19 protein-coding genes are annotated in these 17,062 nt (G+C 71.0%); 10 read left to right on the top strand and 9 right to left on the bottom strand.

The window, feature by feature from the left end:
* Positions 1 to 436: 436 nt before the first annotated feature.
* Together I7X39_RS00920 and I7X39_RS00925 are read right to left on the bottom strand one after the other, a co-directional pair.
* Positions 437 to 3,142 carry a TonB-dependent receptor plug domain-containing protein gene (locus I7X39_RS00920; RefSeq protein ID WP_198109073.1) on the bottom strand — a complete coding sequence of 902 codons (2,706 nt, stop codon included), beginning with the start codon at positions 3,140 to 3,142 and terminating at the stop codon, positions 437 to 439.
* 138 nt (positions 3,143 to 3,280) lie between these two features.
* Positions 3,281 to 4,201: an AraC family transcriptional regulator gene (locus tag I7X39_RS00925; RefSeq protein WP_198109074.1), complete on the bottom strand. Its 921-nt coding sequence runs from the start codon at positions 4,199 to 4,201 to the stop codon at positions 3,281 to 3,283.
* Positions 4,202 to 4,345: 144 nt separating this feature from the next.
* Here I7X39_RS00925 and I7X39_RS00930 point away from each other — a divergent pair, with 144 nt between their 5' ends.
* The gene (locus I7X39_RS00930) at positions 4,346 to 5,356 is read left to right on the top strand and encodes an NAD-dependent epimerase/dehydratase family protein (RefSeq protein WP_198109075.1); all 1,011 of its coding nucleotides are present in this window, start codon (positions 4,346 to 4,348) and stop codon (positions 5,354 to 5,356) included.
* On the opposite strand, the gene I7X39_RS00935 is transcribed toward I7X39_RS00930, so the two are convergent.
* From I7X39_RS00935 to I7X39_RS00945, 3 genes are read right to left on the bottom strand one after another with little or no spacing between them, the layout of a single operon-like run.
* Entirely contained in the window at positions 5,344 to 6,072 is a 729-nt protein-coding gene (locus tag I7X39_RS00935) for a hypothetical protein (protein WP_198109076.1), read from the bottom strand. The two genes, I7X39_RS00930 and I7X39_RS00935, sit on opposite strands and share 13 nt — an antisense overlap.
* Positions 6,065 to 6,841 carry a thiamine pyrophosphate-binding protein gene (locus tag I7X39_RS23535; RefSeq protein WP_198109077.1) on the bottom strand — a complete coding sequence of 259 codons (777 nt, stop codon included), beginning with the start codon at positions 6,839 to 6,841 and terminating at the stop codon, positions 6,065 to 6,067. Before I7X39_RS23535 ends, I7X39_RS00935 begins: the two co-directional genes overlap by 8 nt.
* Complete coding sequence (locus I7X39_RS00945) at positions 6,838 to 7,665, bottom strand: class I SAM-dependent methyltransferase (protein ID WP_198109078.1); 828 nt, start codon at positions 7,663 to 7,665, stop codon at positions 6,838 to 6,840. The genes I7X39_RS23535 and I7X39_RS00945 overlap by 4 nt, the downstream gene beginning before the upstream one ends.
* 82 nt (positions 7,666 to 7,747) lie before the next feature.
* Here I7X39_RS00945 and I7X39_RS00950 point away from each other — a divergent pair, with 82 nt between their 5' ends.
* Genes I7X39_RS00950 through I7X39_RS00980 form a run of 7 tightly spaced genes read left to right on the top strand, consistent with a single transcriptional unit; the run spans position 7,748 to position 12,210 of the window.
* A complete protein-coding gene (locus I7X39_RS00950; protein ID WP_198109079.1) occupies positions 7,748 to 8,359 on the top strand; it encodes a LysE family translocator in 612 nt (203 codons plus the stop codon).
* An 8-nt stretch (positions 8,360 to 8,367) separates the two neighbouring features.
* On the top strand, positions 8,368 to 8,925 hold the full coding sequence (locus I7X39_RS00955; protein ID WP_198109080.1) for a hypothetical protein: 558 nt from the start codon (positions 8,368 to 8,370) through the stop codon (positions 8,923 to 8,925).
* Positions 8,926 to 8,940: 15 nt separating this feature from the next.
* Positions 8,941 to 9,264 carry a quaternary ammonium compound efflux SMR transporter SugE gene (sugE, locus tag I7X39_RS00960; RefSeq protein WP_198109081.1) on the top strand — a complete coding sequence of 108 codons (324 nt, stop codon included), beginning with the start codon at positions 8,941 to 8,943 and terminating at the stop codon, positions 9,262 to 9,264.
* Complete coding sequence (locus I7X39_RS00965) at positions 9,265 to 9,825, top strand: DUF924 family protein (RefSeq protein ID WP_198109082.1); 561 nt, start codon at positions 9,265 to 9,267, stop codon at positions 9,823 to 9,825. It abuts the gene before it with no gap.
* A gap of 41 nt (positions 9,826 to 9,866) precedes the next feature.
* Complete coding sequence (locus I7X39_RS00970; protein ID WP_198109083.1) at positions 9,867 to 10,304, top strand: hypothetical protein; 438 nt, start codon at positions 9,867 to 9,869, stop codon at positions 10,302 to 10,304.
* Positions 10,301 to 11,263, top strand: coding sequence for a DUF2145 domain-containing protein (locus I7X39_RS00975; RefSeq protein WP_198109084.1), 963 nt, complete (start codon positions 10,301 to 10,303; stop codon positions 11,261 to 11,263). Before I7X39_RS00970 ends, I7X39_RS00975 begins: the two co-directional genes overlap by 4 nt.
* Positions 11,260 to 12,210: a 4-hydroxyproline epimerase gene (locus I7X39_RS00980; RefSeq protein WP_198109085.1), complete on the top strand. Its 951-nt coding sequence runs from the start codon at positions 11,260 to 11,262 to the stop codon at positions 12,208 to 12,210. Before I7X39_RS00975 ends, I7X39_RS00980 begins: the two co-directional genes overlap by 4 nt.
* Positions 12,211 to 12,268: 58 nt before the next feature.
* Here the strand turns inward: I7X39_RS00980 and I7X39_RS23540 are convergent, their stop codons facing one another.
* From I7X39_RS23540 to I7X39_RS01000, 4 genes are all read right to left on the bottom strand, one after another.
* Positions 12,269 to 13,987: a methyl-accepting chemotaxis protein gene (locus tag I7X39_RS23540; protein ID WP_310739816.1), complete on the bottom strand. Its 1,719-nt coding sequence runs from the start codon at positions 13,985 to 13,987 to the stop codon at positions 12,269 to 12,271.
* Positions 13,988 to 14,003: 16 nt separating this feature from the next.
* Positions 14,004 to 14,468 (bottom strand): chemotaxis protein CheW, encoded by a 465-nt coding sequence (locus tag I7X39_RS00990; protein WP_198109086.1) that lies wholly within the window; start codon positions 14,466 to 14,468, stop codon positions 14,004 to 14,006.
* 110 nt (positions 14,469 to 14,578) lie between these two features.
* Positions 14,579 to 14,968, bottom strand: a complete 390-nt coding sequence (locus tag I7X39_RS00995) for an Hpt domain-containing protein (protein ID WP_198109087.1) — start codon at positions 14,966 to 14,968, stop codon at positions 14,579 to 14,581.
* Positions 14,969 to 15,011: 43 nt separating this feature from the next.
* Positions 15,012 to 15,689: a response regulator gene (locus I7X39_RS01000; protein ID WP_310739817.1), complete on the bottom strand. Its 678-nt coding sequence runs from the start codon at positions 15,687 to 15,689 to the stop codon at positions 15,012 to 15,014.
* A 93-nt stretch (positions 15,690 to 15,782) separates the two neighbouring features.
* Here I7X39_RS01000 and I7X39_RS01005 point away from each other — a divergent pair, with 93 nt between their 5' ends.
* Both I7X39_RS01005 and I7X39_RS01010 read left to right on the top strand, forming a co-directional pair.
* Positions 15,783 to 16,181 (top strand): response regulator transcription factor, encoded by a 399-nt coding sequence (locus I7X39_RS01005; RefSeq protein WP_310739818.1) that lies wholly within the window; start codon positions 15,783 to 15,785, stop codon positions 16,179 to 16,181.
* A 44-nt stretch (positions 16,182 to 16,225) separates the two neighbouring features.
* The gene (locus I7X39_RS01010) at positions 16,226 to 16,963 is read left to right on the top strand and encodes an HD-GYP domain-containing protein (RefSeq protein WP_198109395.1); all 738 of its coding nucleotides are present in this window, start codon (positions 16,226 to 16,228) and stop codon (positions 16,961 to 16,963) included.
* Positions 16,964 to 17,062 lie beyond the last annotated feature (99 nt).

Genomic DNA, 17,062 nt, shown 5'->3' on the forward strand with positions numbered 1-17,062 from the left:
ACTGTGATGGCGGTGCTTGGGCTCACACTGACACGAGCCCTCATCTGACTGCGCCGGTCAGGACGACGAAGGCGCCCGGGGTACCGGTCGTCCCGGGCAGCCAGGACCATGGCCTCCGAGCGACGAAGAACTGAGCCCCAACCAGCGCCAAACCAAGCCAAAAGGCTCGTTGGGGCTCCATTCATCGCAGAGAGCCCGCGATGGTTTGCGGTGGTCTAGTCGGCCGGTACTCCGGCCAGCTTAGCGGGCAGGTTTTCGCAGTCCCAGGAGGGCTGTGGGAGCCATGTGAACCAGCCGTGCAGTCGCGGCCGACCCTAGGTCGGCTGCGTGTATTCAGCGCCTTTCTTTTCCCCCCTTTTCTTTGGCGCAGCAAAGAAAAGGGGGTCGGGTGCTGGGGTGAAGCCCCTGCGGGCTCCTACTCAGAAGAACAAGCCGATCACCAGAACTTGTACTTCACAGACAACTGAAAGTACCGCCCCAACTGGTTGTGATACGCCGGGTTGAAGCCCTGCAGATACGCAATCCGGTCCGCATCAAACGGCGCCTCGGCGTCGTCCACATTGCGCACCGAAAGCCCGACCTCCAGGTCCTTCACTCCACGCCAGCCCAGATAGGCATCCGCCGTCAGCCAGGACTTGACGCGGCAGTAGTCCGGCCGCGGCGTGGCCTGGCTGGCGTAGCTGCAGTTCACGCTCGAATCGGACGCCAGCTGGTAGGCCCCGGTGTGGTTCCAGTTCAGGCTGAACTGCCACACGCCGCGGTCCCAGGCCAGGCCGAAGCGGTTGCGTTCCTTGGGGCGCAGGTAATAGCCGACGGTGTCTTCCAGCGGCGAATCCGGCGCATTGGCCTGGGCGTAGCGGGAGAGCCGGTTGTGCGTGAACTGCAGATTCATGCGCCCCAGGCTATCCGGCAGCATGAACTGGAAGCGGGCCTCGGCGTCCAGGCCGCGCACTTCGGTCATGGCCAGGTTGGTGGCGGTCAGGTAGATCTTGTCGATCTGGCCCGAGGCCGCGCCGCGCACCACCTTGCCCGGGAACTCGGCCTCGTGGTCGAGCAGGTAGCTGGTGCTCATCGAGGCCACTTCGCCCTGGCGCTTGATCTCATAGGCGTCCAGCGCCAGGCTGATGTTGCGCGTGGGCTGGAGCACCAGGCCGAGCGAGCGGCTGCGCGAGGTCTCGGCGCGCAGGTCGCCGGCATTGCCGTAGACGCCCACCACATAGCGGTCGCAGTCGGGGTTGGCGGTGTCGAACTGCGGGCAGCGCTTGGGGTCGCGCACCTTGATGTAGTAGGTCTGCACGCCCATGTGCTGCTCGGGCAGGGTGGGGGCGCGGAAGCCCTCGGCCCAGGTGCCGCGCAGCAGCACTTGCTGCAGCGGTTGCCACTTCAGGCCGAGCTTGGGCGTGCTGGAGCGGCCGAAGTCGCTGTTCTCGTCCCAGCGCGTGGCGGCCGAGAGTTCCAGGCCTTTGCGCAGCGGGGCAATGGCCTCGGCGTAGGCGGCGCTCACTTTGCGGCTGCCGCTGGCGCCCTGGATGTTCCAGAGCGAGATGGCGCCCTCGGAGAACAGGCGGTCGGGCACCGAATCCACCTTCTCGCGGCGGTACTCGGCACCCAGGGCCACGGCCAGCGCGCCGCCGGGCAGCTGCAGCAGCTCGCGGCTGGCGCGCACATCGAAGGAATCGGTGGCGGTGCGGCCGATGTTGAGCATGCGCGGGTACAGCCGCGCCATCAGCTCGGGCGGGTTGGCGGCGGCGTTGCCGAGCGTGAAGCCGGGGCGTACCTTGCCGTTGGCGTCCAGCACCTCTTCCAGCAGCACCTTGTCCTGCAAGAAGCCCTGCACCGAGCTCTCGGTGCGGGCGCGCGAGAGCATCAGCGCGCTCTCCCAGTCCCAGCCGACCGTGCTGCCGCGCAGGCCCAGGGTGTAGCGCTGGTTCAGGGTGTCGCTGCCCATGGCGGCGGGCACATCGTTGAAGAGGTAGCGCACACCCACCTCGGCATTGGGCAGCGGGTTCTGGCGGTGGCCCACGGGCAGGATCAGGTAGGTGATCTGCGCGCCGGGGGCGTTGCCGTACTGGCCCAGCTTGTCCACCAGGTCGTAGGTGTAGTAGCCGTAGGAATCGGTGGCGTAGCTGAAGCTGCGGGTGTTGTAGGTGGTGCGGGTGAGCGCGGCGTCTGCAAAGGCCTCCAGGCCGCCGGGCAGGGCCAGCACGCCGGCGCTGTACAGGCTGTCGCTATCCCAGCCCGCCACCAGGTTCACGGCCTGGGTGTTGTCGTTCACGCAGCGGCCGTTCAGCGCGGGCGTGCTGCCGCTCACCGGGGTGCAGGGCTGGTCCAGGCCGGTCAGCGGGCCGATGAAGTTGGCGGGGTCGGTGTTGTAGGTGCCGGACGTGGGCGTGAGCTTGTAGACATTGCGGTAGAAGCTGGAGCGCCGATCCGCCAGGTTGAAGCGGCGGAAGTCGGCGTTCTGGGTGCGCCAGCGGTCGGCGGCGCGCACCGGGTCCTGCTCGCGGTGGGCAGCGGTGACGAAGAGGTTGTAGCCCTGGCTGGCCAGATTGCCCTGACCCCAGCTCAGGCTCAGCGAGGCCGAGCGGCCGTCGCTGCGCGAGCTCTGGCCCGCGCCGGCCGTGGCCACCAGGCCTTCGAAACCTTTGCGCAGGATGATGTTGACGACGCCGCCGATGGCGTCGGCGCCATAGATGGCGGAGGCGCCGTCCAGCAGGGTTTCGATGCGCTCGATCGCGTCCACCGGGATCGAGTTCGTGTCGACGAAGGAGGCGGTGCCGAAGCCAAAGGGCGCCACACGCCGGCCATTCACCAGCACCAGGGTGGAGCCCACGCCCAGGCCGCGCAGCGAGATGCCGGCGCTGCCGAAGGTCGAATCCACCGGGCCATCGGTGGCAATGCCGCCGACATTGCCGGCCGGCAGGTTGCGCAGCAGATCGCTGAGGTTGAGCGCGCCCGAGCGCACGATGTCCTGGCGGCTCAGCACCTGCACGGCCGAGGCGGTTTCGGCTTCCAGGCGCTTGATGCGCGAGCCGGTGACTTCCACGCGTTCCAGCGTGCTGGGAGATTCCTGGGCCAGGCAGGGCAGCGCGCAGCACAGCGCCAGGGCCAGGGGATGAAGACGGGGCAGGGGGTTGGGCATGGGCCGGCAGAAGGAGGGGGTGGTGGGCGGGTGATCAGGCGGCGCGATTCTTCGCAGCCCCCCGCCGCCCTGCGCGCCCATTCCTGCCCGACCGATACAAAGCTGCTGCGGCCGCAGCCCGCTGCGGGAAGACCCCGATCAGTGCGGCGCCTCTCCGCGCCCCTGTTCACGCCGGTAGCGCGCCGGCGGCAGCCCATAGCGCGCCGCAAAGCAGCGCGCGAAATGGCTGGGGCTGCTGAAACCCAGGTCCAGCGCGATCTGCGTGACCGGCGCATCGCCCTCGCGCAGCGCCTGGCTGGCGCGCTCCAGGCGCAGCTTCAGCAGGTACTGGTGCGGCGGCAGGCCCATGGCGGCGTGGAAGGCGCGCGAGAAATGCGATTCGCTCATGCCGCAGTGCCGCGCCATCTCGGCAATCGGGATCTCGCGCGCCAGCTCGGCTTCCAGAAAGGCCAGCAGTGCGCGCAGCCGGCTGCCGCCCAGGCCGGCCGGCGTGGCGCCGCCGCTTTCGGTCTTGCCATAGCGCTCCAGCAGGTAGCAGAGCAGGGCGTTCACCAGGCCGTCGCAATACTGCGGCGCCAAGGTGCCGGCCAGGGTCGGGGCGTCGAGCATCTTGCCCACCAGGTCCAGCACCAGGCGGTCGGGCGCGAACAGGGTGGCGGCCAGCTGCGGGCCGGCCGGCAGGCCGCCATGCTCGGCCAGGGCCTGCACGGTGCTCACGGGGATGAAGAGGTTGACGATGTCGCAGCCGCTCAGCTGGCGCCAGCGGCTGGGCGTGCCGGGCGGGCAGATGCGGAAGCGGTGCGCGCCGATCACCCCGCCCCACACCGCGCGCTCACCCACCCAGATCTGCGATTCCAGGGGTTTCAGCATCAACGCGATGCGGTAGCTGTCCGGGTGCGGTTGCACCGCCTGGATGCGCGGGTCCGGCTCGGCGCGCGCCCAGCGCGCGATCGATGCGCCCGTCTGCGGCAGCGGCCCCATGCAGGCCGCCAGCGGCGCGCGCACGCCGCTGCGCTGGAACCATTGCTGCAGGGCTTGGGTGCTGTCGATGGCGGGCATGCAGGCCGCCAGTGTGGCGCCGCCCTGGCGCGGCGGCTTTCGTCAGCAGCCAACGCGCGCTCCGTGCCGGCATGGGGGATGCCAGCTTGCGCGCGGCCGGGCCGGTGCGCAGACTTGGCGCCACTGGCAGCCCTGGGAGGCCCCATGCATGCACTCGTCACCGGTGGCAACGGCCACCTCGGCATCAACCTGGTGGACGAACTGCTGGCGCATGGGCACCGCGTGCGCGCCAGCGTGCGCGCGCTGGCCGATGGCGCCAAGACCGCGCCGCTGCGGGCCCTGGGCGCGGTGGAGCTGTGCCAGGCCGATGTGCGCGAGCCCGCCGCCATGCGCGCCGCCCTGCAGGGCGTGGACCAACTCTTCCATGTGGCGGCGGTCTACTCGATCACCCAGCGCGGGCGCGAGGCCGAGATGCTGGACACCGCGCTCAGGGGCACGGAGACGGTGCTGCGCGCAGCGGCCGAAGCCGGGGTGAAGCGGGTGGTGATGACCTCGTCCGTCGTCACCCTGCCGCTGACCGAACCCGGCGCCGCGCCGGTCACCGAGGCCGACTGGAACCCCGACCTGCGCGTGCCCTACTTCCGCGCCAAGTGCGAATCCGAGCAGCTGGCCTGGCGGCTGGCGCAGGAGCTCGGCCTGCAGCTCGCCACCATCCTGCCGGCCGGCATCATCGGCCCCGGCTTTGCGCAATCCACGCCCACCATCGACCTGATCCAGGCCTGCCGCAAGGGCGCCTTCCGGCTCGGTGCGCCGCAGGGCAATTTCGGTTTCGTCGATGCACGCGATGTGGCGACGGCGCATCGCCTGGCGGCCGAGCGCGGCGCCGGCGGCCGCTTCATCGTGGCCTACGAGCCCGCGCCCAGCTTTGCCGAGCTGGTGCGTGCGCTGGGCCGCGTCGACGCGCGCATCAAGGCGCCGCTGATGGAACTGCCGCGCTTGGCCGCGCCGCTGCTGCCGTGGGTGGACCGGCTCAACCACCATCTGCTCGGCTGCCCGCGCATTGCCACACCGGAGGTGATTGCCACCAGCGTCAGCGGGCGGATCTTCAACTTCAGCAGCCAGCGGGCGCGCCAGCAGCTCGGCTGGGCGCCGCGGGTGCCCTTCGAGCAGAGTCTGCGCGAGACCCTGGAGACGCTGAAAGCTCAGACCGGGTGAACGCGCCCGCCCAGGCCGGCGTCGGCCGCCACGCGCAGCATCCAGTCGGCCAGGCCGTCCTCGCGGGTGACGAACAGCTCATCGAAGCGGGCGATCTGTTCGGCCTGGAAGGGGGCGGCGGGCTCGCCCCAGAGCGGCAAGCTGAAATGCGTGGCCTGGGGCGCGAGCGGACGGGTGCGCGCCAGGCCGGTGCCGCTGCCCAGCAGCGCCGTGCGCGCCGGCGCGGCTTCAGCGCGCAGCGGCACCCACTGGCCCAGCTGCACCGTGGGTGAGGCGCCGCGCAGGGGCTGGGTGCCATCGGGGCCGAGGCGCAGCCAGCTGGGTTCGCCACGCGCCAGCAGCTGGCGCAGGCTGGCCAACAGTTCCTGCGGACAGGCCGGTGTGGCCAGCAGCCAACCGGGCAGCTGGTGCGGCAGGGGCTCGTTGCTGTCGGTCTCCACCACGATGACGGACTGCCCGGGCAGCAGCTCGCGCAAGGCGGGGAGCAGGCGCGCGCCCTGGCGGCCGGCGTGCAGCACCACGCGCTGGCCCTCGCTGGCCAGGCCGGCGGCCACGCCGGCCAGGGCCTGATCGGCCAGGCCCAGGCTGATGAAGCGCGTGGGGTGCGCCATCTCGAAGGATTCGACCAGGCCATAGCCCTGGTCGCCGGTGAGCAGCAGCAGCTCGGGGCGCTGCGTGGCCACCTGGTTCAGCAGGTGCATCCAGCTCTTACGCATCGCCGCCCTCCAGTTCGGCCAATGCCTGCGCCAGCTGCTCGGCGTTGGGCGCGCGGTGGTGCCAGCTCACGCTGTCTTCCATGAAACTCACGCCCTTGCCCTTGGTGGTGCGGGCGATCAGCACCAGCGGTTGGTTGGGGTGGGCGTGGTCCAGTGCCGCGCGCAGGCGGGCCGGGTGGTGGCCATCCACCTCCAGCACCGCCACGCCAAAGCTGCGCAGCTTGGCGTCCAGCGGGTCCAGGCGCACGGCGCCATCCAAGGGCCCCAGGCCCTGCAGGCCGTTGGCATCGATCACGATCGTCAGCCCCTCAAGGCTGTGCTGGGCGGCGCAGAGCAGGGCCTCCCAGGCAGCACCGCACTGCCACTCGCCGTCGCCGCACAGCACCACGGTGCGCCAGTAGGCGCCGCTGCGCTTGGCGGCCAGCGCCTTGCCCACCGCGAGCGGCAGCGCCAGGGCGGGCCCGCAGGGTGGGCACTCCAGCCCCGGTGGCTGTGCGCGCCGGCCGAGTTCCTGCACCGGGAAGAAGCCGCGCTCGGCCAGCGCGGCTTGCAGCGCCAGGCCGGCGTGCGCCTTGGAGAGCAGGAAGCGGTCGCGCGAGGGGTCGCGCGGCCGTGCCGGGTCGAGCCGCAGCCAGCCGCCCTCCGGGGCGTAGAGCACGGCCAGCAGATCAGCGATGGAAAGCGCCGAGCCGATGCCCGGCGCCTGCAGTTGGTGCGCCAGGCGCACGCTGTGCTGGCGAATGCGGCGGGCGAACTCGCTGGCCCTCACTGCGCCTCCTCGGTTTCGAGGGCCTCGATGGCTTCGGCGTGCGCCTCGGGGTGCAGGAAGACCGCGAAGCGGCAGCCAGCGCCGTCTTCTTCCGCTTCCATGCGCCGCGGGCCGTACTCGCCCAGCGCCCAGCCGGCATAGCCCTGGGCGGCGAACAGCGCGTGCACCTGCGGCTCGGGCAGGCGGGTGAACACGCGCGGGCGCTGCTCGGCCAGCAGCGCCTGGGCGCCCTGGAACACCGCCAGCGCAGCCGGTGCGGCGCAGCGGATGAAATCCGGCCGCTGGCCGCCCGCGCGCGCCCAGGCGTCCAGGGTCTGGCTGGGTCCGGTCTGGGTCGCATCGGCCACCAGCGCCAGGTTGTGGCAGCGCACGCGCTCGGCCAGCGCGTTCAGCGCCAGGTTGCGCCACAGCAGCTCGAAGCGCGCGGCATCCGGTTCGAACGCATGCACGATGACCAGGGGCTCGCGCTGCGCCAGGCGCAGCGCGTGGTAGCCCAGGCCGGCGCCCACCTCCACCGCGCAGCGGGCGCCTTCGGCCAGCCGGTTGATGACGCGGCTCTCGTCGGCCTGGTAGGCGCCGAAGTTCAGCGCCTCCAGCGGCGCGGCGCGCGGGTCGTCGGGAGGGCACCACAGGGCCACGGCCTCGTCGCCCATCACGAAGCGCAGGCCCTCGCCGTCGATCAGGATCTGGTGCACCTCGCTCTTCACCAGCGGCGGCACCAGGGCGGCCAGCAGCCGGTGCAAGTCATGGGCCTGGGCCACGAAGCCGGCTTCGTCCAGGCGGCCGGCTTCCCAGTCGGCCTGCAGTTCGCTCAGGGTGCGCATCAGGAAGCGTTCGGTGGTGGGGCCGGGATGGTAGGGCCTGGCTCGGGGCTCGCTGGGGTCTGACAGCGGCTATCGTCGGCCCATGGAACCCACCACCTGGCTGCTCTACCTCCTGGCGTCCATCGGCCTGTCGGCCTCGCCCGGCCCCAACGGCCTGCTGGCGTTGACCCATGGCGCGCTGCATGGGCGCCGACGTGCGCTCAACACCATCCTGGGCGGGGCCCTGGGCTTCGTGGTGCTGATCGCGCTGTCGATGTTCGGCATCGGCGCGCTGCTGCAGGCCTCGGCCCAGGCGCTCACGGTGCTGAAGTGGGCCGGCGGCGCCTACCTGGTGTTCCTGGGCGTCCAGGTGTGGCGCTCACCGCCCATCGAGCTGGAACTGGGCGGCGACGCCCGCCCTTTGAGCGGGTTGGCAATGTTCCGCCAGGGCCTGCTCTCGGCGCTGACCAACCCCAAGGCCCTGCTGTTCTTCGCCGCCTTCCTGCCGCAGTTCATCGACCCCGCACGCAGCCTGGCGCTGCAATTCGCCCTGATGGCCGGCACCTTCGCGGTGGTGGAGATCGTCACCGAGTTCCTGCTCGCCAGCCTGGCGCAGCGCCTGCGCCCCTGGCTGAAGCGGGTGGGGCGGCGCTTCAACCAGGCGTGCGGCGGGGCCTTCATGGCGATCGGCATCGCCCTGCCGCTGCGCGGTTAAGAGCCGCGATGGAATTCCGCCTCATCTACGAAGGCCCGTTGCACGGGCAGGGGGCCAAGTCGGCGCACAAATGGGCCATCCGCCGCGCCCTGCACCCGCAGCTGGAGCGGCTCTGGCAGTCCTCGCCGCTGCGCGAGGCGGCACCCAGCCTGCTGGCGCACCCGGCGCGGCCGGGGGCGGTGTCGGTGGTGGTCGAAAAGGGCGGGTTGCTGTTCGCACCCCTGGTGACGCAGCGGCTCAAGCTCTATGCCGAGGTCTCGGTGCTGCTGTTCCGCCGCCAGGCGCGCGGGGCCCTGATCACCGACGGCGGCGACCTCGACAACCGCCTCAAGACCTTGCTCGATGGCCTGCGTGTGCCGCATGGCTCGCTCGAAGGCCGCGTCGAGTTGCCGAGCGAGCCCGATCCCTCGCCGATGTTCTGCCTGCTGGAAGACGACTCGCTCGTCACCAAGGTCACCGTCGAATCCGAACAGCTGCTGCGCCCGGCGCAGCCGGATGAGGTGGTCGCCATCATCGGCGTGCACGTCAAGCGCACCGTGCTGACGCCGGACAACCTGGCACTTTGAGGAGGCTTGGCACGCATGCAGTGGTTGCTTCTGTTCCTGGCTGGCCTGCTGGAGGTGGTGTGGGCCATCGGCCTGAAGTACACCGAGGGCTTCACGCGCCCCTGGCCCACCGCCATCACCTTGGTGGCGATGGGCCTGAGCGTGGGCCTGCTGGGCCTGGCCATGCGCGGCCTGCCGGTGGGTACGGCCTACGCGGTGTGGGTGGGCGTGGGCGCGGTGGGCACGGCCATCCTGGGCATCTACCTGTTCAATGAACCCGCCACGCCGGGGCGGCTGATCAGCCTGGGGCTGATCGTGGCCGGCATCGTCGGCCTGAAGCTGGCCAGTGGAGACGCTTGAATGGATCTGACGCATCTGCCCGACGAAGCCGCCGCCGTGCTGCGCTTCTGGTTTGAGGAATGCCAGCCCGCGCAGTGGTGGAAGGTGGACGCTGGCTTTGACGCCGTGATTGCCTGCCGCTTCGGCGCCCTGCACGAGCGGGCCAGTGCCGGCGAGCTTTGGGCCTGGCGCGCCAAGCCGGCCGGGCGGCTGGCGGAGATCCTGGTGCTGGACCAGTTCTCGCGCAATCTGTACCGCGGCCAGGCGCGCGCCTTCGCGCAGGACGCCATGGCCCTGGTGCTGGCCCAGGAGGCCGTGGCCGCCGGGGCGGCCGAGGCCCTGGCGCCCGAACCGCGCCGCTTTCTGCTGATGCCCTATATGCACAGCGAATCCGTCGCCATCCATGCCGAGGCTGAAGCCCTGTTCGCCCGCCACGGCCCGCCGGATGCGCTGGACTTCGAGCGCCGGCACGCCGAGATCGTGCGACGCTTCGGCCGCTACCCGCACCGCAACGAGGTGCTGGGCCGGCCCTCCACGCCCGAAGAGCTGGCCTTCCTGCAACAGCCCGGTTCTCGGTTCTGAAGGGTGTACCGTTCGGCCGTTCTGCGATTCCCGTGACTGCCATGCTGAAGCGTTCCCTGCCCCTGTGGGCCGCCCTTGTGTTGACCCCGGCCCTGGCCGACAGCTTCACCTCCTCGGTCGCCAGCTCGGCGTCCAAGTCGGTCGGCAGCCTGTCGGATTCAATCGGCAAGAGCAGCGAGAGCTCCAGCGGCGAGACGCAGGTGCAGGCCGGGCCCTATCAGGTGCTGGCCTTGGCGCCTGCACCTGAGCGCCCGGGGCGGGTGCGCCTGAGCCTGCAGGGCCAAGCCCCGCTGGATGCGCAGCAGACCCTGTGGCTGGAGCTGCCGGCCACGCTGGTGGCCGCCGAGCAACTGCAGGCCGGCGCGCAGCTGCGCCTGAGCCCGCGTAGCTACGGCCTGGCGGTGGCGCGCGAAGGCGCGGCCGAGCCCTTCTTCCTGGCGCTGCGCGACCCGCGCGACCTGGCCACGCACAAGCTGTGAGCCGGGGCGGGGCCCTGGCGGCGCTGCTGCTATGCGGCGGCGCGCAGGCCGGCTCCTGGCCGCAGCTGTGCAACAACGGTGCCGAACTCAGCGCCGCCCAGCACGACCGCCTGCTGCAGCTGAGCGACCACATCCGCGCCGATCTCGACCGCCGCGGCGTGCAGGCCGCGCTGGTGGCCCGCTCGGGCACCAATCTGCGCCGCTTCGGCCTGCGCTACAGCCACGCCGCCCTGGCCCTGCGTGAGCACCCGCAAGGCCGCTGGGCGGTGCGCCAGCTCTACCTGGCCTGCGACGAAGGCGTGCCGCGCGTGTTCGACCAAGGCCTGGCCGCCTTCCTGATGGGCACCGACGACCCCGACCAGGGCTTCGTGGCCGTGCTGCCGCTGGCAGGCGAGGCGGGCGCGCGCCTGGCACAGCGCGCCTTGGTGCGCGAGGCCGCGCTGGCCGTGCTGGCGCCGCGCTACCAGGCCAATGCCCAGCCCTTTGATCTGCAGGCCCAGAACTGCAACCAGTGGCTGGCCGAGCTGCTGGCCCAGGCCTGGGCGCCTGAACCCCTGGCGGGCCGCGCCGAGGCCCAGGCCTGGCTGCGTGTCCAGGGCTATGCCCCCGCCGCGCTGCCCCTGCGCAACCCGTTGTGGTTCCTGGCCATGGCCTTCGTGCCCTGGGTCAGCCTGGCCGGCCACGCGCCGGAAGACGGCCGCGCCGGCTGGCACCGCACCACCTTGCCTCAGCACCTGGAGACCTGGCTGCACCAGCGGCAGCCGGGCTTGCAGCGCGTCGAGTGGTGCCACCGGCGCGGCCAGGCGCTGAAGGGGGAGGGTTGGGCCCAACAGCTGCCCGAGGACTGCCGCCCCGCCCCGGGTTTCACGGCCCTGGCCTTGGATGAGCTGCCGCCAAACGGTATATTGGATCCAATAACGCCCGTCTCACCGAACACTCAAGCGCAGGAGCCCCCATGACCGCAGTCGCCCGCATCATCGATTCCCACACTGGCGGCGAGCCGACCCGGGTGCTGGTGTCCGGCGGGCCGGACCTGGGCACGGGCCCCATGGCCGAGCGCCTCGCCCGGCTGCGCAGCGAGCACGAGGCCTGGCGCCGCGCCCTGATCCTGGAGCCGCGCGGCTCCGAGGTGTTGGTGGGCGCCTGGCTGTGCCCGCCGCAGCAGCCCGGTGGCAACTGGGGGGTGATCTTCTTCAACAACGTGGGGTATCTCGGCATGTGCGGGCACGGCACCATCGGCGTGGTGGCCACGCTGGCGCACCTGGGGCACATCGGCCCCGGCACCGTGAGCCTGGACACGCCGGTCGGCACCGTGCAGGCCACTTTGCACGAGGACGGTTCGGTGACCGTGGCCAATGTGCCCGCCTACCGCCTGGCTCGCCAGATTGCGGTGCAACTGGACGACGGCCAGACCGTGCACGGCGACGTGGCCTGGGGCGGCAACTGGTTCTTCCTCTGCAGCGACCACGGCCAGGCCCTGCTGCCGCGCCACACCGCTGCGCTGACCCAGTACGCGCTGCGCGTGCGCGCGGCGCTGGAGCGCGCGGGCATCACCGGGGCGGATGGCGCCGAGATCGACCACATCGAACTGCTCGGCCCGGCCGCCGACCCCGCCAACCACGGCCGCAATTTCGTGCTCTGCCCGGGCGCCGCCTACGACCGCTCGCCCTGCGGCACCGGCACCAGCGCCAAGCTGGCCTGCCTGGCCGCCGATGGCGACCTGGCACCCGGCCTGGAGTGGCGGCAGGAGTCCGTCATCGGTTCGGTGTTCCGTGCGCATTACCAGGCCGGGGAGGGCGGGGCGGTTCACCCCTTCATCCGCGGCCGCGCCCACCTGACGCTGGACGCGCAGCTGCTGATCGACCCGGACGACGCAATGGCCTGGGGCTTCGCCACCCAGCCCTGAGTGGCGGAGAGGGGGCGCCTAAAGGCTCCAAAAGGCTCCTGACGGCGCCCCAAGGCGCCTAAAAGCTCGTCCACTCGTCGTCGGTGCCCGTGCGGGCCCCGGCGGGCTGGGGGCTGGCGGCGCGCAGGCCGAACGCGGGGCGCACCACATTGGTGGCGCGCTGTGGGCTGCGGCGCTCGGGGTTGGCGGCGGCGGTGGCGGAGCGGGGCGAGCCCGAGCTCGCTTCGGTCCGCAGGCTTGGCAGCTTGAACCGCTGCACCGCCGCCAGCAGGCCCTGGGCGCGTGAGCTCAGGCTCTCCGCCGCGGCCGAGCTTTGTTCCACCAGGGCCGCGTTCTGTTGCGTCACCTGGTCCATCTGGCTGACGGCTTCGCCGATCTGCCGCACGCCCTCGCTCTGCTGGTGGCTGGCGTTGCTGATCTCGCTGATCAATGTGCGCACCTCTTCAATGGTGCGCACCACCTCGGCCATGGTGTGGCCGGCCTCCTCGGCGCGGCGCACGCCGGCTTCGGCGCGCCCGGTGCTGTCGGCAATCAGGCCGCGCACTTCCTTGGCGGCGCTGGCAGAGCGCTGGGCGAGGCTGCGCACCTCACTGGCCACCACGGCAAAGCCGCGGCCCTGGTCACCGGCCCGTGCAGCTTCCACGGCGGCGTTCAAGGCCAGGATGTTGGTCTGGAAGGCGATGCCGTCGATCACGCTGAGGATCTCGGCGATGCGCTGGGCACTGTGCTGGATGCCGTGCATGTCCTCCACCAGCTGCTGGACGGCGCCACCTCCCGCATGGACCACCTCGGTGGCGCGCTCGCTGCGCTGGCGGGCCAAGGCGGCGTTGTCGGCGTTGTGCTGCACGGTGCTGCCCAGCTCTTCCATCGAGGCGGCGGTCTGTTGCAGGGCCGAGGCCTGTTCCTCGGTGCGCTGGCTCAGGTCCTGGTTGCCGGCGGCGATCTGGAAGGAGGCGGTGGCCACGCTGTCGGCGTCATCGCGCACGGCCTGCACGGCTTGGCGCAGTGCGTCGCGCATCTGCACCAGGGCGGCCATCATGCTGTCGCGGTCCCCGTTCCGCAGCGGGATGTCCACGCAAAGATCTCCGGCGGCCACGGCGCGGGCCACCTCGGCGGCCTGGGCCGGCTCGCCCCCGAGCTGACGCGTGAGGCTGCGCACGACCCAGGTACCCGCGCCGACGCTGAATGCCAGCCCGACAACGAGGGCCAGGCTGCCCCAGAAGCTCAGTGATTCGAAGCGGGCCACGGCGCTGCCGTATTCGGCCTTTGCCACCCGGGTCTGCAGTTCCATCAGGGCTTCGAACTTCTCGTCCACCGGTGCAAACAGCGGCCCTGTGGCTTGCCGCAGCCGTTCGCGCGCGGCATCGGGCTGGTTGGCCTGCAAGGCCTGCACCACGCCGTCCATGGCTGCGCTGTAGGGGCCCAGGGCCGTTTGCAGTTCACGCACCAGCGCCTGTTCTTCGGGCGTGAGGTAGGTCGCCAAGTAAGCCTTCCAGAGAGCGGCCAGCCGGAGCTGCTCGCGCTGCAGTTCGCCCAGGGTCTCGGCCAGGCCGAGCTCGCCGGCAACGGTGCGTTGCAGGGCCTTCTGGCGCAGCAGCTCCCGGTGCTGCATGTCCCCAAGCTGTTCCATGGGCACCAGCCGGTCGGCGTACACGGTGTGCAGCGTGGCGTCGGTGCGCCAGACACCCCACATGCCGGCGCTGGTCAGCGCCACCATCAGGGCGCACAGCAGGCCGAGCAGCAGGGTCAAACGGGTGGAAACCTTCATCGCGTGCATGGTGCTCTCCGGTGGTTCAGTGCAGGGCGGCGTCGCTGGCCAGGGCCATCGGGTCCAGCAACTGCAGCGGTTGGCGTCCGGTCTGGTACAGGCCCAGCAGGTGCGCGGCACGGCCCTGGGGGAACGGTGGTGGGCGCAGGTCGCCGGCGTCCAGCTCGCGCACGTCCTGCACGGCGTCGACCAGCAAGCCCAGCAGGCCGCGCGGCAACTGCACCACCACCACGGCGCCGCTGCCCTGCGTGGGGGCGGCTTGCTGCAACTGGGTGCGAAGACACAGCAGCGGCACCATGTCACCCCGCAGATTGGTCACGCCCAGCACGGCCGGGGGCTGGCCGGGCAGCGGCGTGGGCGTTTCGGGGGTGCGGATCTCGCGCACCCAGCGCAGGTCCAGGGCGTAGTCGGCCCCGGCCAAGGAAAAAGTCAGCACCCGGCGCGGGTCGTCGGGCAGGGTGTCGGTCTCAGGGACGGCGGACGAAAACATGCGTGCGGCTCACAAAGGACTGTGATCCGCATATTTGCTCGAAATGATAGTTTTGGCAATTGGCAAATTGAAGCCAATGCGCGCGGTGTGGCAAACCGCACGCCCTGCGTTCAGGCGCCGGGCTCCTGCGGGTGGGAGGCCAGCACTTGCTGCAGGCCGGCTGCCAGCGCCGCCCAGGCACGGCGGCTCGCCGCCGCATCCGCGGCGCGGGCACTCAGTTCCAGCTGCCGCGCCCAGTCGGCCAAGGGCTCGTCACCAATCAGGCGCAGCACCGTTTTGAGGCTGTGCCCGAGATGCATGAGGCCATCCAGCTGCTCCTGCTGGGCACTACGCTCGCCCTCGGCCAGGTCGATCACAAACTGCTGCAGACAGTCCTGGCGGAAGCGGCGGAAGAAGACGAGGTTGCCGCGAAAGTAGGCATCCGCCACCGCCTGCTCGTGCGCGATCGCGGCTGCCGATGGGGGGGCAGGTGTAGGGGCCGGTGGGGGGGCAGGGCTCATGCCGCGCGCAGCTGGGGTGGGACTGACGCGCGCCGCCCGACGCTCAGGACGCCAGCGCTGCGCCGGACGCTTGCAGCAACGGCTCCAGCAGCGGGGGCAGCTCGACCATCAGGCGCGCCTTGTGGATGACGGGCACCCCCTGCAGCGCGTGCTGGAAGGGCCGGCGCTCCTCTTCATCCAGCGAGGTCACCACCACCACGTGGCTGTGAGTGAAGAAGGGCAGCTTGCGCAGGCTGGCGATGAGCATGGCGCCATCCATGCCGGGCAGCAGGATGTCGACCAGCAGCACATCGGGTTCCAACCGCCCGGCCAGCGCCAGACCGGCATAACCGTCGTCGGCGGCGTGGAACTCGGCGTGGGGGAACTGCTGCTCCATCAGCAGGCGGATCAGGTTCTGGTAGTGGCGTGAGTCTTCGATCAGCAGCACGCGCGGCGCGCGCCCGGCGGCAGCCGCCCGTGCGGCAGCGGGGAGGGCGGAAGGCCCTGCGGCATCGGCGGGGGTTGAGGGTGCGAGTGCCGGCGTGCCCGCCATGCGCCGCGCCAGCCAGTCTTCCACCGAGCGCCGCGAGACCCGCCGGTGTCCCCCCGGCGTCTTCCAGGCTTGCAGCTCGCCGCGGTCCACCATCAGTTGCACCGAGCGCACCGCCAAGCCAAGGCGACGCGCGACCTCGGCCGTGGTGCATTCGTCGTCGCGATCGGGAAGGAGGGGTGCGGAATTCACGTTCGACCCAGGCGTGGTGACTGCTTCATCTCAAAAATATCAAAAAACTGATACCTTTGCGAAACGTCGCGAATTCTACCCGGAGCTGCCCTGATGAAGATCCTGCTTGTTGAAGATCACGCGGACATCCGGCGCCTGGTGCGCATGACCCTGGAGTACGAGCCCTGCGAGATCCGCGAGGCCAGTCATGTGGAGGAAGCCGAGGCGGTGCTGCGCGACTTCCGGCCGGAGCTGATCTTGTTGGACGTGATGATGCCGGGCGCGCGCAACGGCCTGGACCTGTGCCGCAGCCTGCGGGCCGACCCGCGCAACGATGCGGTGCGCATCGTGATGCTCTCGGCCCTGGACGGCTTGGACGACCAGATGGCGGGCTTGGCGGCCGGCGCGAACGACTACCTCGTCAAGCCCTTCAGCCCGCTGCAGCTGCTGGAGACCCTGTGCAAGCGCCCCACGCCGCCCGCCGCCGCCCGCAAGCAGGGGGCCTGGGCGTGAGCGATCCCGTCGTGGATGCCTTCAGCGACGCCGCCGCCGCCCAGATGGAGCGCTTGGTGGCCGATTTCGGGCGCATGTACCGCGAGCGCAATGAAGCCCTGGAAGAGGTGACCCGCGCGCACCACGATGCCTTGCTGCGGCTCTCCCGTGCGGCCGAGTTCCGCGACGACGACACCGGGGTGCACATCGTGCGCATCGGCTTCCTGGCCAGCGCCCTGGCCCTGCGGCTGGGCGAGCCCGAGAGCTGGGCGTTGCTGCTGCGTCAGGCGGCGCCCATGCACGACATCGGCAAGATCGGCGTGCCCGATCAGGTCTTGAAGAAGCCCGGCCCGCTGACGGCCGAGGAGCGTGTCGTGATGAACGGGCATGCCCGCATCGGCGCTGAGATCCTGGGGCGCTCCCGCATCCCTTTGTTCCAGCTTGCCGCGGAGGTGGCGCTGTCGCACCACGAGCGCTGGGACGGCAGCGGCTACCCCGATGGCCTGCGGGCCGAGGAGATCCCGCTCTGTGGTCGCATCGTCGCGGTGGTGGACTTTTTCGACGCTCTGACGATGGACCGTTGCTACCGCCCGGCCCTCGGGGTCGAGGAGGCCGCGCGCATGCTGCACGCGCAAAGCGGCAGGGCGTTCGATCCGCGCGTGGTGCGCGCCTTCCTGAGTGACTTGCCCCGCTTTGACGCGCTGCGCGCGCAGGTGGACCGGGAGGGCTGGGGCTTCGAGGCCCTCTCGGCCCAGGGCCCGAGTCTGGCCGAATTCAAGCTGGTGGCCGGGGCGTTGGTATGAGTGGGCCGGCTCTGGGCCGGGTGGCCGTGCGCTGGCGCGCGGGCGCCGGGTGCGATGCGGCGCCGCTGCGGGCCACGTGGTGGAGGGTGTTGGGGGGTG

The sequence above is a fragment of the Inhella proteolytica genome (assembly GCF_016093275.1).
Classification (GTDB): Bacteria; Pseudomonadota; Gammaproteobacteria; order Burkholderiales; family Burkholderiaceae_C; genus Inhella; species Inhella proteolytica.

Excerpts from the sequence above, each read along its gene's own strand:
- I7X39_RS00970 (WP_198109083.1), top strand. The coding sequence starts at position 9,867 with ATGCTGAAGCGTTCCCTGCCCCTGTGGGCCGCCCTTGTGTTGACCCCG.
- I7X39_RS00945 (WP_198109078.1), bottom strand. The coding sequence starts at position 7,665 with ATGCGCACCCTGAGCGAACTGCAGGCCGACTGGGAAGCCGGCCGCCTG.
- sugE (WP_198109081.1), top strand. The coding sequence starts at position 8,941 with ATGCAGTGGTTGCTTCTGTTCCTGGCTGGCCTGCTGGAGGTGGTGTGG.
- I7X39_RS00925 (WP_198109074.1), bottom strand. The coding sequence starts at position 4,201 with ATGCCCGCCATCGACAGCACCCAAGCCCTGCAGCAATGGTTCCAGCGC.
- I7X39_RS00990 (WP_198109086.1), bottom strand. The coding sequence starts at position 14,468 with ATGTTTTCGTCCGCCGTCCCTGAGACCGACACCCTGCCCGACGACCCG.
- I7X39_RS00980 (WP_198109085.1), top strand. The coding sequence starts at position 11,260 with ATGACCGCAGTCGCCCGCATCATCGATTCCCACACTGGCGGCGAGCCG.
- I7X39_RS00935 (WP_198109076.1), bottom strand. The coding sequence starts at position 6,072 with ATGCGTAAGAGCTGGATGCACCTGCTGAACCAGGTGGCCACGCAGCGC.
- I7X39_RS00965 (WP_198109082.1), top strand. The coding sequence starts at position 9,265 with ATGGATCTGACGCATCTGCCCGACGAAGCCGCCGCCGTGCTGCGCTTC.
- I7X39_RS00955 (WP_198109080.1), top strand. The coding sequence starts at position 8,368 with ATGGAATTCCGCCTCATCTACGAAGGCCCGTTGCACGGGCAGGGGGCC.
- I7X39_RS00930 (WP_198109075.1), top strand. The coding sequence starts at position 4,346 with ATGCATGCACTCGTCACCGGTGGCAACGGCCACCTCGGCATCAACCTG.
- I7X39_RS00995 (WP_198109087.1), bottom strand. The coding sequence starts at position 14,968 with ATGAGCCCTGCCCCCCCACCGGCCCCTACACCTGCCCCCCCATCGGCA.
- I7X39_RS01010 (WP_198109395.1), top strand. The coding sequence starts at position 16,226 with ATGGAGCGCTTGGTGGCCGATTTCGGGCGCATGTACCGCGAGCGCAAT.
- I7X39_RS00950 (WP_198109079.1), top strand. The coding sequence starts at position 7,748 with ATGGAACCCACCACCTGGCTGCTCTACCTCCTGGCGTCCATCGGCCTG.
- I7X39_RS01005 (WP_310739818.1), top strand. The coding sequence starts at position 15,783 with ATGAAGATCCTGCTTGTTGAAGATCACGCGGACATCCGGCGCCTGGTG.
- I7X39_RS23540 (WP_310739816.1), bottom strand. The coding sequence starts at position 13,987 with ATGCACGCGATGAAGGTTTCCACCCGTTTGACCCTGCTGCTCGGCCTG.
- I7X39_RS00920 (WP_198109073.1), bottom strand. The coding sequence starts at position 3,142 with ATGCCCAACCCCCTGCCCCGTCTTCATCCCCTGGCCCTGGCGCTGTGC.